Raw genomic sequence first — 13,406 nt, 5'->3', positions numbered from 1 at the left:
TGGGGCGGGTCAGGCGGGGGTGCCGTCCGCGTCGACCGGCCGGCCCGTCGGACCGCCGTCGCCCGCAGGTGTCACCGTGGTGCCGGCCCAGGACAGGGCCTTCCAGCCGTCGGTGGGCGAGCCCTCCAGGACGACGACGCCGGTGTTGTCGAGGCCGTGCCGCTCGGCGAAGGCGACGTCGACGTTATGGGCGCGGGCGGCGGTCCAGACCCGGATCGCGGCGCCGTGGCTGACCATGACGACCGTCCCGGCCCCGCTCGCGGCGGCTTCGGCGACGACGGCGTCGTAGCGGCCGAGGGCCTCGTCGCCGTTCTCCCCGCCCGGCATCCGCAGGGCGGTGTCCCCGGCCGACCAGGCGAACGCGGTCCGCAGGTAGAGCAGGCCGCGCGCGGAGGTGCCGGGGAGCATCTCCAGGTCGCCCGCGGCCAGCTCGCGGATGCCCTCGCGGACGATCGGCGTGAGGCCGCGCGCGGCGGCCAGCGGGGCGGCGGTGAGCTGGGTGCGGACCAGGTCGGAGACGTAGAGTGCCTCGATGTCCTCGTCGGCGAAGATCTCGGGCAGCGCGGCGGCCTGCCGTTCGCCGAGGCCGGTGAGGCCGGGGCCCGGTATGCCGGTGTCGAGGACCCCGGCGACGTTCGACGGGGTCTGACCGTGGCGGACGAGCAGCAGACGCATACGGGGCCTTCCGGATGTCGCGAACCGCTTGCGGGACAAGAAACGGCCACTTCAGGGTAACGGGAGCACTATGACGCCAGATGTCGATCTCACCCTTCCTTTCCCCGGCCCGCACCCCCTGCGTGACCGGCTGCTCGCCCTGGACAGCGACCTGTTCGCGTTCGCGGCGGAGCGGAACTGGCCCGGCGCCGGACCCGTCCTGCCCCGGCTGAGCCGCAGCGCCAACCACGGGGTGCTCTGGCTGGCGGTGGCGACGGCGATGGCGGCGACCGGCACGCCGACCGCCCGGCGGGCCGCGGCCCGGGGTCTGGCGTCGCTGGGGCTCGCCTCGCTGACCATCAACACGGTCGGCAAGCGCTCGGTGCGGCGCACGCGCCCGGGTCTGGGCGTCGTTCCGCTGTCCCGGCAGCTGAAGCGGCAGCCGATCACCACATCGTTCCCGTCGGGGCACTCGGCGTCGGCGGCGGCGTTCGCGACCGGCGTGGCCCTGGAGTCACCGGCGTGGGGCGCGCTGGTGGCGCCGCTGGCCTTCTCGGTGGCCGCGTCCCGGATCTACACCGGCGTGCACTTCCCGAGCGACGTGCTGACGGGGGCGGCGCTGGGGGCGGGGGCGGCGTTCGCGGTGCGGGGCGTGGCGCCCCGGTGCGTCGAGCCGGAGCGGTCGCCCGGCAAGGACGCCGAGGTGCCGGCGCTGCCGGAGGGCGAGGGTCTGGTCCTGGTGGCGGACGCCGCCTCGGACACCGCCGACCAGCTGCGCGCGCTGCGGGAGGCGCTGCCGCGTGTCGAGGTCGTCGAGTGTCAACCGCTCGATGTGCGGGCCGAGTTGGCGAAGGCGGCGGCCCGGGCCCGGGTGCTCGGCGTGTGCGGGGACGACGGTGCGGTGAACGCCGCCGCCGTGCTCGCCCTGCGGCACGCCCTGCCGCTGGCGATCCTGCCGAGCACCGCGCCGGGCCGGTTCGCCCGCGACCTGGGGGTGACCGGCGCCCGCGAGCTGGCCGGTGCCGTCGGGCGGGGCGAGGCCGGGCGGGTGGACGTCGGCCGGTTCCGCTGCGGCGGCCGGGAGGGCGTCTTCCTGGACGCCTGCACCCTGGGCGTCCACCCGGAGCTGGCGTGGGAGCGGGAGCGCCGGTCGGGCCCGGTCGGCGGCTGGACGGCCGGGATGCTCGGGGCGCTGCGGCTGCTGCGCGCGGGCCGCCGTCCGCTGACCGCGCGGATCGGCGGGCGGGAACGGCCGTTGTGGCTGCTGTACGCGGGCAACGGCGTCCACCACCGCACCGGCCTCGTCCCGGGGCGGCGCGGTGATCTCGCGGACGGCCGACTCGACGTCCGGGTGGTGCACGGCGGCCGCTGGCCGGGACCGCGGCTGCTGGCCGCCGCCACGGCGAGCGCGTTGCCCCGCTCCCCCGTCCACGCGGCCGTCGAGGTGCCCCGGCTGCGGCTGGCGGACGTCCCCGGGGGCACATTCCTCACCCACGACGGTGAAGTGACCGAGGTGGCGGGCGAGTTGACGTTGGACAAGCTGCCGGGCGCGCTGACCGTGTACCGACCCGCGCCCTGACATCTGTCCACATGGCAAAACGGCGGTCTCATCATGCGACATGCGGGCGTACCGTGAGTCGCAGCGCGCGACGGGGTCGTGCCCGCGTTCCCGTGAGCCGCTGCGACACGACGAGGGGACCAGCCATGTCAGCCATGTCCGGGCCGCGGGAGACCGCCGTCTACACCCACGGGCACCACGAATCGGTGCTGCGCTCGCACACCTGGCGGACCGCCGCCAACTCGGCGGCGTATCTGCTCGGTTCGCTGCGACCGCACATGAAGGTCCTGGACATCGGCTGCGGCCCCGGCACCATCACCGCCGACCTGGCCGCCCTGGTCCCCGACGGCCAGGTCACCGGCGTCGACCACGCGCCCGGCATCCTCGACCAGGCCCGCGCCACGGCGGCCGGACGGGGCCTGGACAACGTCGACTTCGAGGTCGCGGACGTGCACGCGCTGCCCTACCCGGACGACACGTTCTGCGTGGTCCACGCCCACCAGGTGCTCCAGCACGTCGGCGACCCGGTGCAGGCGCTGCGCGAGATGCGCCGGGTCACCAAACCGAGCGGCTTCGTCGCCGTCCGGGACGCGGACTACGAGGCCATGACCTGGTACCCCGCGTCTCAGGGAATGGACGACTGGCTGGACCTCTACCGCCGGGTGGCCCGTGCCAACGGCGGCGAGCCGGACGCGGGGCGGCGGCTGAAGGCGTGGGCGCTGGCGGCCGGGTTCACGGACATCACGGCGACCTCGGGCACCTGGACCTACGCGACAGCGGAGGAACGGGCCTGGTGGAGCGGCCTGTGGGCGGACCGCACGCTGGCGTCGGCGTACGCGGACCGGGCGACCGAGGGCGGGCACGCGACGCCGCAGGAGCTGCGGGCGGTGGCGGACGCCTGGCGGGCGTGGGGTGAGCGGGAGGACGCCTGGTTCGCCGTTCTGCACGGGGAGATCCTGTGCCGGAAGCGTGACTGAACCGCGCCGACCGGTGTCCGGGGCACACTCAGGGTGCCCCGGAACCATCCGAACGGTGAGAAACGATCACCTCGGTCCGTCGCCCCAACTAGGCTTTCCGGCATGGAGATTCTGGGAGCCACGCTGCGGATCTGCGTCGACGACCTGGAGACCGCGGTCCCCTTCTACGAACGGCTGGCGGGCGGCCCCGCGCTGCGCTTCGAGCGCGGCGGCGTGCAGGTGGCCGCCGTCGGCTGCTTCCTGCTGATGAGCGGGCCGGAAGCGGAGCTGGAGGTGCTGCGCAAGGTCGCCGCGACGATCGCCGTCCGGGATGTCGAGGAGACCGGCAAGGTCCTCACCGAGCTGGGCGCGCGCGTCCTCGCGGGCCCCCTGCGCACCCCGGCGGGCCGCAACCTGATCGCGCTGCATCCCGACGGCGTCGTGTACGAGTACGCGGACCGCAACCCTTAAGGGCATCCGCACGCCTTAAGGGCAACCGCACGCCATAAGGGCGGCCGTCCGGGAGCGCGCCCCTATCAGCCGACGCGGCCCCTTTCAAACCCTCACTCCTCCTCCGGTGGGCGCATCCGGAAGTCGTAGCGGGCCGGGAGCGGGCCGTCGTCGGCGTGGCTCCACAACCGGCCGAGGATCTCCGCGCCCTCACGCAGGTCGGCGACCTCGAACCCCTCGTCGAAGACGGCCCGCGCCGCCTCCCGCCGCCCCTCGGCGAGCAGCAGCCCCACCTCGATCATCCGGAACCTCCCGCGCGCCCGCGTCCCGGGGTCCAGCCGGTCCCACACGGCGCGGGCGGGCGCCGTCCGGCCCGCCGTGAGCAGCGCCTCGATCGCCTCCCGGCCGAGCGCCGCCGTGGCCGCCGTCCATGCCTCGCCGTCCTCGCCGTCGTCGGACCGCTCCCGGCACAGGTCGTCGAAGGCCTCCGTGTACCGGTCGGCGGCCCGCTCGGGGTGACCGCCCTCCCGGTCGGCGACGGCGAGAGCGCGCAACGCCGGCCAGCGCGACGGCGTGCGCGCCAGGGCGCGTTCCCAGCTGCGGACGGCCTGGGCGCGGTCACCGGCGTGCCACTGCGCGACCCCGAGGTGGTACTCGGTGGCCGGGGTGCTGGGCGCCGTCTCCAGCAGCTCCCGCCAGTGCGGGGCGACGAGGCTCTCGCCGGGCGGCCCGGCCGGGTGCGGGGCGGGCAGGTGCCCGGTGCGCAGCAGGCGCAGCCAGGGTTCCTGGGCCGGGCCGAGGGTGCTGTCGGGGTACGGGGTGCCGGGCGTCTTCCGTCCGGTGCACCGCAGTTCGAGGGCGCCCCAGCCGGAACCGGTGGCGAGGATCTCGCCGGGTTCGGCGTCGGCGTACGCGGTCCAGGCGGTGTGGGCGGCCTCGACGTCGGCGCGCGGGAGAACGGCTTCGAGGCGGGCCTCGGCGGCGGCGGTGACGGCGTCCGGCTCCCCGGCGAGGTCGGCGTCGAGCGGGCCGTACGCCTCCAGCCAGGTCACCTCGCTCTCCGGGGCCAGCGGGACGTGTTCGAGCTGGGTGCGGGTGAGTCCGGCCTGGATCTCGCGGTAGCCGCCGGTGCCGGGCGCGGTGAGCCACTCCTGCCAGCGCCGGCCGCCGCTGCCGGTGCCCCACACGAACAGTTTCCGGCCGCGCAGGGTGTCGGTGGACGTCTGGACGAGGCCGTGGCCCTCGGCGTCGAGCGCGGCGATCCAACGGCGCCGGGTGCCGGGGACGTCGTAGAAGTAGTCGGCGGCGTACGGGGAGTCGGCGGGCTCTGCGGGGACGGGGACGCGGCGCAGGCGGCGTTCGGGGCCGAGGTGCCAGGCCTCGGTGGCGGGCGCGAGGACGCGGCGGCCCTCGGGCACCGCGGTGTTGGACCACCAGTAGGCGGCCCTGACCGTCTCGTGCGGGTTGCGGATGCGGACGGCGACGTGCAGGAAGTCGGAGTGGTCCGGCAGCCAGAGGTCGACCTGGAAGGGCAGGTCGCGCAGGCGTTCCCACTCCCACAGGCGGAGCATCTCGCCGCCGTCGGGGGCGGGGACGCGGGCGGCGTGCAGCGGGGCGCAGGCGAGGGTGGTGTGGCCGGTGGCGCCGATGTTCCACTCGACGCCGCCGGAGAACCAGGCGCCGTTGAGGGCGAAGGCGGCGGGCTGGAACACCGGGTTGCGGTACAGGAGTTCACGTCCGGTGGGCTTGTGCAGCAGGGAGGCGAGGCGGCCGCCGAGACCGGGCAGGACGGTGGCGCGCAGCCGGTCGTTCTCGATGACGAGGGCGGGCAGGTCGCGGGGTGCGCGGACGCGGTCGTAGCCGTCGCGGACCCGGACCGGCAGCAGGCTGCGCAGCGGCGCGTAGCCGTAGGTGCGGCCCAACTCCCGTGCCAGGTCGGCCCGTTGTTCGAGGTGGTGGAGTTCGGTGGGGGGCCGCAGCGGGGGCAGGGGGTTGTCCGGGCCCAACTCCGCTGCGGGCAGGGTGAATACCTCACGTCGGATGGTCGTCACGATCCATATGGAAGCCGGAAGGCGGGGAGCTGACCAGGGGACTCACCGGTCAGGATTGGGCAAAGGCGGCACCGGGGGCGCCGTCGAAAACCCATGGGCACGCGCGCGTCGGCGCCGTAGGGTCAGGGCTTTGGCCGGTGCTGAGGCATCGGTTCAGGGACGGGAGTGGCGGGATGAGCGCGCAGCACACCTATCGGGTGATCGTGCGGGGGACATGGGACGGGCTGACCGAGGCGGCGCGGGGACGGCTGCTCGCCGAGGCCGCCGACCACGGGATGACCAGCATGCGGTTCGCCGAGGAGGGGTCGCTGACCTATGAGGCGGCGCCGCTCAAGCACTTCTCGATGCGGTACGTGGTGGTGTCGGACGCGGCGGACGGCGACGAGATGGCGGCCGCGCTCGCCGAGGAGCGGGCCGAGACCGCGTTGCGCGCCCTGGGGTACGGCTTCGCCGGGCTGAGGTCGACGGTGACGGACCTGGACACCATGAAGGTCAACCGGAAGCCCGCATCTCGGCGGTGATGGCCCAGCGTTCGTGGTCCCGCCAGGCCCCGTCGATGAAGAGCATGCCCGGCGAGAAGCCCTCCAGGCGGAAGCCGCAACTGCGGGCGAGGGCGAGCGAGGCGGCGTTGCCGGGCTGCGCGTTGATCTCCAGCCGGTGCAGCCGCAGCGGCCCGAACGCGTGGCCGACGACGAGGTCGAGGCCCTCCCGCATCAGGCCGCGCCCGGCGGCGTGCGCGAAGGCGCCGTAGCCGAGGGCGCCGCACTGGAAGGCGCCCTGGACGATGTTGTTGACGGTGATGAACCCGGCGATGCCGCCGCCGTCCCGCTCGCAGACGAGGAACCCGGCCTTGGTCGGGTCCTGGATCAGCCGGCTGGCGTAGGCGGTGTAGGCGTCCGGGTGGTCCGGCGGGAAGAGCCACGGGTGGTGCAGGTCCTTGCTCTCCCGGGCCCGGGCGGTGAACTCGTCGCCGTCCTCGTAGGTGAAGTGGCGCAGGCCCACGCGGGGTCCTTCGGCGAGGTAGCGGGACGCGGTGTGCGGCATCGGGCCAGGGTACGACGCGGGGCAACGGTCCGGCAGCGCCGTTTCCCGGTGGTGGGGAACGGCGCTGCGGGCGCCGCCGCACCGAGCGGAACCCACGCGTCCGGGTGGCGTGCGGGTCAGCGCAGGGCGGGTTCGTCGAGGGTGAGGGTGCCCGCGGCGGCGTCCAGTTCCGCCGGGACGCCGAACGGCAGGGTGCGGGTGCCCGGGAGGTGCCCGAACCCGAACTCCTGCGCGACGGGGACGCCGAGTCCGCCGAGCCGGTCCAGCAGCAGCGGGCGCAGCCGCTCGTAGGAGCCGCAGTCCTGCCAGGAGCCGAGCAGCACCCCGCGCACCCCCTCCAGCCAGCCCGCGCGCAGGAGTTGGGTGAGGTAGCGGTCGAGGCGGTAGGGCGATTCGCCGACGTCCTCCAGGCAGAGCAGGCCGCCCCGGGCGCCGGGGTGGGCGTGCGGGGTGCCGAGGTCGGCGGCGAGCAGGGAGAGGCAGCCGCCGAGGGTGACGCCCCGGGCCCGGCCGGGGATCAGGGCGGTGCCGTCGGAGGTGAGGGTGCGGACCGTCTCCGGGGCGAACAGGGTTGCCTTCAGGTGCTCCTGGGCGCGGGCGTTCTTCGCGAAGTCGCCGCCGGCCGGGGTCGGGCCGTGCAGGGTGACCAGGCCGAGCCGGGTGGCGAACGCCTGGTGCAGGACGGTGATGTCGCTGAAGCCGACGAAGACCTTCGGGCCGGCCGCCCGCATCGCGTCCCAGTCCAGCAGGTCGACCATGCGCTGGGCGCCGTAGCCGCCCCGGGCGCACAGGACGGCGTCCACGGCCGGGTCGCACCAGGCGTGCTGGAGGTCGGCGGCCCGCTCGGCGTCGGTGCCCGCAAGGTAGCCCAACTCCGGGTGCCTGGCGAGGACATGGGGTGCGACGACCGGGTCGAGGTCCCAGCCGCGCAGCACGTCGAGTCCGGCCGCGAGGCGTTCCTCGGGGACGGGTCCGCTGGGGGCGACGACGGCGACCCGGGCGCCGGGGGCGAGACGGGTGGGCCTGAGCAGGGGGTTCACTCGGACAGCTCCAGCTTCGGGACGCCGGGCGGGTTGAGCCCGAACACCTGGGCGTACAGGGAGAGTTCGGCCTCCAGAGCGCGGATCATCGTGTCCGCGCGCCGGAAGCCGTGGCCCTCGCCCGCGAAGGCGATATGGGCGTGCGGTACGCCCCGGCCGGAGACCAGGTCCAGGAACCGTTCGCTCTGGGCGGGCGGGCAGATCACGTCGTCCAGCCCCTGGAGCAGCAGGAACGGCGCGGTGATCCGGTCGGCGTGGGCGGCGGGCGAGCGCTGCGCGTACCGGTCGGGCACCTCGGCGACGGGGCCGATGAGGCTCTCCAGGTACTGCGACTCGAAGTCGTGGGTGCCGCCGTCGACCCAGCCGTCCAGGTCGAGGACGGGGTAGATGATGGTGCCGCACGCGTAGACGTCGGTGGTGGTGAGGGAGGCGGCGGTGGTCCAGCCGCCCGCGCTGCCGCCCCGGATCGCCAATCGGCCCCGGTCGGCGGTGCCTTCGTCGGCGAGGGCGAGGGCGACGGCCGCGCAGTCCTCGACGTCGACCACGCCCCACTGGGCGCGCAGCCGGTTGCGGTAGGCGCGGCCGTGCCCGGTGGAGCCGCCGTAGTTGACCTCGACGACGCCGATGCCCCGGGAGGTGAAGTAGGCGATGCCCAGGTCGAGCACGAGGGGCACCCGGCTGGTGGGTCCGCCGTGCACCCACACGACGTAGGGCGGGAGTTGGCCGTCGGGGCCGGTGCGTTCGGGGTGGTGCGGCGGGTAGAGGTGGGCGTGGATCTCGCGTCCGCCGGGTCCGGCGAAGGTGCGGATCTGGGGTGCGGGGTAGTAGGCGGGGTCGACGACGTCCCGGTGCGCGGAGCCGATCACGCGGGCCCGGCCGGTGCGCGCGTCGAGTTCGACGGCTTCGAGGCCGGTGCGCGGTCCGGCGGCGACGGAGACGACCCGGTCGCCGTGGGCGGCGAGGGTGGCGGCGAACTCCGTCCAGGGTCCTGCCGCGTCGGCGATCTCGCCGGTGGCGGGGTCCAACACCCCGAGGACGGCGGCGCCTTGACCGTGCACGACGGCGATCCGGCCGTCCGCGAGCGGCGCGAACCAGCGCTGCCCGAGCGTCCACAGCGGCCCGGCGAACTCCTCCTCGCGCGGGCACAGCGGGGTGCCGTCGCGGTAGAGGTTCCACCAGCCGGTGCGGTCGCTGGCGTACAACAGGCTTCCGTCGGGCGCCCATTCGGCCTGCGGCACGGACTCCTCGGGGCCTCCGGCGACCGTGCGGGGGCTGCCGAAGGTGCCGTCGTCGTGGATGTCGGCGACGAGCAGGTCGGTGCCGTCCCACGGCATGCGCGGGTGGTCCCAGGCGATCCAGGCGGCGCGGCGGCCGTCCGGCGAGAGGCGGGCGCCGGTGACGAACCGGCGCCGGTCGTCGGTGAGTTCCCGCACGGCACCCCGGTCCTCGGCGGCCGAGCCGTCCAGCGGAACGGCGGCCAGCAGGCGCCGCAGATCGGTGGGGCCCTCGCCGGTGAACTCCTCCAGGACGCACCAGACTTCACCCCGGTCTTGGAGCAACTGCGGCTGGACCCACCGGAGTCCGCCGCCGACGCCGGAGACGGGGGTGAGCGGGCGGGGCTGCCCGCCGGGCTCGTAGCGGTAGAGGCGTCCGTCGGCGAAGTTCACGAACACCACGAGGAGTTGGCCGCCGGTGACGGCTGCGGCCCAGGGGTGGCCGCCGTACTCCATGACGCGGCTGCGGACGTTCCACGGGGCGGGCAGCACGGACTCCTCGGTGCCGTCCGGGTGGCGCCGTACCAGGGTGCGGCGGCCGCCCTCGGTGGGGCGCGGCTCGGTCCACCAGACCTCGTCGCCGACGAAGTCCACATGGTCGGGCCGTCCGCCGTGCGCGGCGGCGAGGGCCGCGTCGACGGGCGAGGGCCAGGTGCCGTAGGCCGAACTCTCCATGTACTCCCCCACTGTGGTGGCTAGGCCGTGCGCAGGAAGCGGTCCAGGACGCGGACGCCGAAGTGCAGTGCCTCGACCGGCACCCGCTCGTCGACGCCGTGGAACATGTGCTGGTAGTCGTACCCCTCGGGCAGCTTCAGCGGTGTGAAACCGTACCCGGTGATGCCGAGCCGGGAGAACTGCTTGGCGTCGGTGCCGCCCGACATGCAGTACGGCACGACCTGCCCCTCGGGCGCGAACTCCCGTACCGCGTCCCGCATCCGGGCGTAGGTCGGTGAGTCCAGGGGTGCCTGGAGGGCGACCTCGCGGTGCAGGAACTCCCAGTCGACCTCGGGCCCGGTGAGCTGGTCGAGGGTGGTGCGGAACTCGTCCTCGGCGCCGTACAGGAACCGTCCGTCGACGTACCCGACGGCGTCGCCCGGGATGACGTTGACCTTGTAACCGGCGTTCAGCATGGTCGGGTTGGCGCTGTTGCGGACGGTCGACTCGACGAGCCTGGCGGCCGGGCCGAGCTTCTCCAGCAGGGTGTCCACCTGGTCGAGGTCGGGGTCGACGCCGTACAGGGCGGCGAGTTCACCGAGGGCGGCGCAGACGGTCGGGGTCAGCCGCGTCGGCCAGCGGTGGGCGCCGATCCGGGTGATCGCGGCGGCGAGGCGGGTGACGGCGTTCTCGCGGTTGACCTTGGAGCCGTGCCCGGCCCGGCCGCGCGCGGTCAGCTTCAGCCAGGCGGTGCCGCGCTCACCGGCGGCGATCGGATAGATCTGGCGGCCGAAGCCGTCGTGGAAGGTGAACGCCCCCGACTCGCTGACGCCCTCGGTGCAGCCCTCGAAGAGGCCGGGGTGCCGGTCGGCGAGGAACCCGGAGCCGTCCTCGGCGCTGGCCTCCTCGTCGGCGGTGAACGCGATCACCAGGTCCCGCCGGGGCCGCACGCCCGCGCGCGCCCAGGAGCGCAGGACGGCCAGGATCATCGCGTCCATGTTCTTCATGTCGACGGCGCCCCGCCCCCACACCACCCCGTCCCTGACCTCCCCGGAGAACGGGTGGACGCTCCAGTCGGCGGCCTCGGCGGGAACGACGTCCAGGTGGCCGTGGACCAGCAGCGCGTCGGCGGTGGGGTCGGTGCCCTCGACGCGTGCGACGACGTTGGCGCGGCCCGGCGTGCGCTCCAGGAGCACGGGCTCCAGGCCCGCCCCGGCGAGCTGCTCGGCCGCGTACTCGGCGGCGGGCCGCTCCCGGCAGTCGCCGCCGCCCCGGTTGGTGGTGTCGATGCGGATGAGGTCGGAGGTGAACCGGACGACCTCGTCCAGTGCCAGGTCGTCAGCCATATTGCTCCTCCACGGCGGACGAGGCGATCGTGGTGACCGCCTTGAAGGTGCGGATGCCCTCGTACATGGTCGGGCTGGTGTAGGCCACCTTGCGCTCACCGGTCCGGGAAACGCCGGGCACGACGGTCGAGGCCATCGCGAGGTGCTCGGCGTCGAACTCCACCGCGATGGTGAACGGGCCTGCCTGCACGGGTTCCTGACGGACCGCCAGTTTCGCGGCCCGCTCGGCGGCGGCGTGGATGTCGGCGGCGGTCCTGGCCGGGGTGCGGCACACGGCCGCGTACCGGGAGACGTGGTCCTTGACGGCGACCTTCAGCGCCTCGGGCGCGTAGCCGAGGGCGTCCTCGCAGGCCACGTCGTCGCCGGTGACGAGGACGACCGGGACGCCGTACTCGGCGACGACGCGCGCGTTGAGCAGCCCCTCGCTGGCGCGGACGTCGTCGATCCAGACGCCGGTGATGGAGTTGGCGAGGTAGGTGTGGGCGAGGACGCCCTCCATGCCGGCGCCCGCGTGGTAGCCGACGAAGGCGATGCCGTCGATGTCGCCGTGCTGGACGCCCTCCACCATGGACAGCGACTTGTGGCGCCCGGTGAGCATCTCGGCACGCTCGTCGAGCCGCTCCAGGAGCAGGTTGCGCATGGTCGAGTGGGCTTCGTTGATGAGGACCTCGTCGGCGCCGCCGTCGAAGAAGCCCCGTACGGCGGCGTCCACGTCGGAGGTGAACATCGACCGGCACCGCTCCCACTCCGGCGTCCCGGGCATCACGTCGGCCGGCCAGGTCACGCCGGTCGCGCCTTCCATGTCGGCGCTGATCAGGATCTTCATGGGGCAAAACGTTACGCGCCGGGAGCGGAACCGGCCAGGACGCTCAGAGGGCGCGTGCGAACAGGTCGAGCAGCGCCTGCCAGTGCCGTTCGGTGGCCTCGGGGCTGTACATCGCGGTGTCGGCCTGCGTGAACCCGTGGTGGGCCCCGGTGTAGACCTCACTGCGATGGCGGACGCCGGCTTCGGCGAGGGCCGTCTCCAGGCGGGCGATCTGCTCGGCGGGGTTGGTGGAGTCCTGGTCGGCGTGGCCGAAATACACCTTCGCGGTGATGCGGTCGACGAGCAGATGCGGGCTGTCGGGGGCGTCGGTGGCGAGGTGGGCCCCGTGGAAACCGGCGACGGCGGCGACCCGGTCGGGGTGGGTGCCGGCGGTGCGCAGGGCGAGTCCGGCGCCCAGGCAGTAGCCGGTGATCCCGGCCGGTCCTTCGGTGGTGAGCGGCGAGGCGGCCAGCCAGTCCAGGTAGGCGGCGGCGTCCCGCATGGCGCCCTCGGGCGTGAGGGTGCGCGCTGCGGCCCCCAACTCCTTGAAGATCTCGGGGCGTTCGGCCAGGTCGATGAAGTCGGGCAGCGGCACGACGGGGGCGCGGCCCGCGCGGTGGAAGACGTTGGGCACCAGGACCGTGTACCCGGCCGAGGCCAGCTTGTCGGCCATGGTCCGCAGGTGCGGGCGGAGCCCGAAGGCGTCCATGAAGAACAGCACGGCGGGGTGCGGGGCGCCGTCGGCGGGGTGGGCGAGGTAGGCGTCGGCGGTCCCGTCCTCGGTGACGATGTCGACGGAGGTGCCCTGTACGGCGGTCATGGCGTGCTGCCTCTCGATGCGGGACGGCCCGGTGCCGGACCGTCACGGTCGCGTTCTGGACGGTCGTGGAATTCGGCGTCCTGTGTGAAACTGAGTGTCACGCTAGCCACTGGATGTCAGCACTGCAAGCGAGGCTCGGCAACGTTAGGATCGCGGGATGAGCGGAGCGGGGCGGACACACACACGGGACATCGCCAGGGCGGCCGTACGGGCCGAACTGACGCGGGTGGCCCTGGAGTTGTTCCGTCGGGACGGGTTCGACAAGGTCACGCTCGACGACCTCGCGACCGCCGCCGGGGTGTCCCGGTCCACCTTCCTGCGCTACTTCGGCACCAAGGAGGACGCCGTCCTCGCCGCCTACGACGGCTCCGACCGGCGACTCGCGGACGCCCTGCGCGCCCGCCCGGCCGACGAGGACGACTGGACGGCGTTGCGCCGGGCCATGGACAGCGTCACTACCCGCTACCACCAGGACCCGGCGGGCTCCCTGGCGACGACCCGGCTGGTGCGGAACACGCCCGCGCTCCGCGCCCGGAACCTGGAGAAGCAGTACACCTGGCGCCCCGCGCTGGCCGGGGCGCTCGCCGAGCGGGCGGGTGCCGAGCAGCCGACGCTGGCCCACGCGGTGCGCGCGGCGGCCGCCCTGGACTGCCTGAACGTCACGCTCGACCACTGGCTCGCCGCCGACGGCGCCCTCGATCTGGTCGACCTGCTGGACGGCGCGTTCGCGGCCCTCTCACCCCGCTGACCCGCC

The 13,406-nt window shown here is 74.3% G+C and carries 13 protein-coding genes; 5 read left to right on the top strand and 8 right to left on the bottom strand.

Annotated features, from left to right (window positions below):
• Positions 1-9 precede the first annotated feature (9 nt).
• The gene (locus tag ACIQOU_RS06745; protein WP_401534455.1) at positions 10-675 is read right to left on the bottom strand and encodes a histidine phosphatase family protein; all 666 of its coding nucleotides are present in this window, start codon (positions 673-675) and stop codon (positions 10-12) included.
• A 70-nt stretch (positions 676-745) separates the two neighbouring features.
• Between ACIQOU_RS06745 and ACIQOU_RS06740 the strand changes: the two genes are divergently transcribed.
• The 3 genes from ACIQOU_RS06740 to ACIQOU_RS06730 all read left to right on the top strand — a co-directional run bounded on the left by ACIQOU_RS06740 (position 746) and on the right by ACIQOU_RS06730 (position 3,639).
• Positions 746-2,233 (top strand): bifunctional phosphatase PAP2/diacylglycerol kinase family protein, encoded by a 1,488-nt coding sequence (locus ACIQOU_RS06740; RefSeq protein WP_401534453.1) that lies wholly within the window; start codon positions 746-748, stop codon positions 2,231-2,233.
• A gap of 134 nt (positions 2,234-2,367) precedes the next feature.
• Positions 2,368-3,189, top strand: coding sequence for a methyltransferase domain-containing protein (locus ACIQOU_RS06735; protein WP_401534701.1), 822 nt, complete (start codon positions 2,368-2,370; stop codon positions 3,187-3,189).
• A gap of 102 nt (positions 3,190-3,291) precedes the next feature.
• Positions 3,292-3,639 carry a VOC family protein gene (locus ACIQOU_RS06730; protein WP_401534451.1) on the top strand — a complete coding sequence of 116 codons (348 nt, stop codon included), beginning with the start codon at positions 3,292-3,294 and terminating at the stop codon, positions 3,637-3,639.
• 92 nt (positions 3,640-3,731) lie between these two features.
• Here the strand turns inward: ACIQOU_RS06730 and ACIQOU_RS06725 are convergent, their stop codons facing one another.
• Entirely contained in the window at positions 3,732-5,678 is a 1,947-nt protein-coding gene (locus ACIQOU_RS06725; protein WP_401534698.1) for a DUF5107 domain-containing protein, read from the bottom strand.
• A gap of 164 nt (positions 5,679-5,842) precedes the next feature.
• Here ACIQOU_RS06725 and ACIQOU_RS06720 point away from each other — a divergent pair, with 164 nt between their 5' ends.
• Positions 5,843-6,190, top strand: a complete 348-nt coding sequence (locus tag ACIQOU_RS06720; protein WP_401534449.1) for a DUF6204 family protein — start codon at positions 5,843-5,845, stop codon at positions 6,188-6,190.
• On the opposite strand, the gene ACIQOU_RS06715 is transcribed toward ACIQOU_RS06720, so the two are convergent.
• The 6 genes from ACIQOU_RS06715 to ACIQOU_RS06690 all read right to left on the bottom strand — a co-directional run bounded on the left by ACIQOU_RS06715 (position 6,162) and on the right by ACIQOU_RS06690 (position 12,652).
• Positions 6,162-6,713 (bottom strand): GNAT family N-acetyltransferase, encoded by a 552-nt coding sequence (locus tag ACIQOU_RS06715; RefSeq protein ID WP_401534447.1) that lies wholly within the window; start codon positions 6,711-6,713, stop codon positions 6,162-6,164. The two genes, ACIQOU_RS06720 and ACIQOU_RS06715, sit on opposite strands and share 29 nt — an antisense overlap.
• A 116-nt stretch (positions 6,714-6,829) precedes the next feature.
• Entirely contained in the window at positions 6,830-7,753 is a 924-nt protein-coding gene (locus ACIQOU_RS06710) for an LD-carboxypeptidase (protein WP_401534445.1), read from the bottom strand.
• Complete coding sequence (locus tag ACIQOU_RS06705) at positions 7,750-9,702, bottom strand: prolyl oligopeptidase family serine peptidase (protein WP_401534444.1); 1,953 nt, start codon at positions 9,700-9,702, stop codon at positions 7,750-7,752. The genes ACIQOU_RS06710 and ACIQOU_RS06705 overlap by 4 nt, the downstream gene beginning before the upstream one ends.
• Before the next feature lie 20 nt (positions 9,703-9,722).
• Positions 9,723-11,027: a M20/M25/M40 family metallo-hydrolase gene (locus ACIQOU_RS06700; RefSeq protein ID WP_401534442.1), complete on the bottom strand. Its 1,305-nt coding sequence runs from the start codon at positions 11,025-11,027 to the stop codon at positions 9,723-9,725.
• On the bottom strand, positions 11,020-11,853 hold the full coding sequence (locus ACIQOU_RS06695) for a M55 family metallopeptidase (protein WP_401534440.1): 834 nt from the start codon (positions 11,851-11,853) through the stop codon (positions 11,020-11,022). The genes ACIQOU_RS06700 and ACIQOU_RS06695 overlap by 8 nt, the downstream gene beginning before the upstream one ends.
• Before the next feature lie 43 nt (positions 11,854-11,896).
• Positions 11,897-12,652, bottom strand: a complete 756-nt coding sequence (locus ACIQOU_RS06690; RefSeq protein ID WP_401534438.1) for a dienelactone hydrolase family protein — start codon at positions 12,650-12,652, stop codon at positions 11,897-11,899.
• A gap of 157 nt (positions 12,653-12,809) precedes the next feature.
• On the opposite strand from ACIQOU_RS06690, the gene ACIQOU_RS06685 reads away from it, so the two are divergent.
• Positions 12,810-13,400: a TetR family transcriptional regulator gene (locus ACIQOU_RS06685; RefSeq protein ID WP_401534437.1), complete on the top strand. Its 591-nt coding sequence runs from the start codon at positions 12,810-12,812 to the stop codon at positions 13,398-13,400.
• Positions 13,401-13,406: the final 6 nt, after the last annotated feature.

It is taken from the genome of Streptomyces sp. NPDC091279 (assembly GCF_044757465.1).
In the GTDB taxonomy this organism is placed as follows: domain Bacteria; phylum Actinomycetota; class Actinomycetes; order Streptomycetales; family Streptomycetaceae; genus Streptomyces.
Note: the sequence above shows the minus strand (reverse complement) of the source record. Positions and strands in the feature narration are given on the sequence as shown.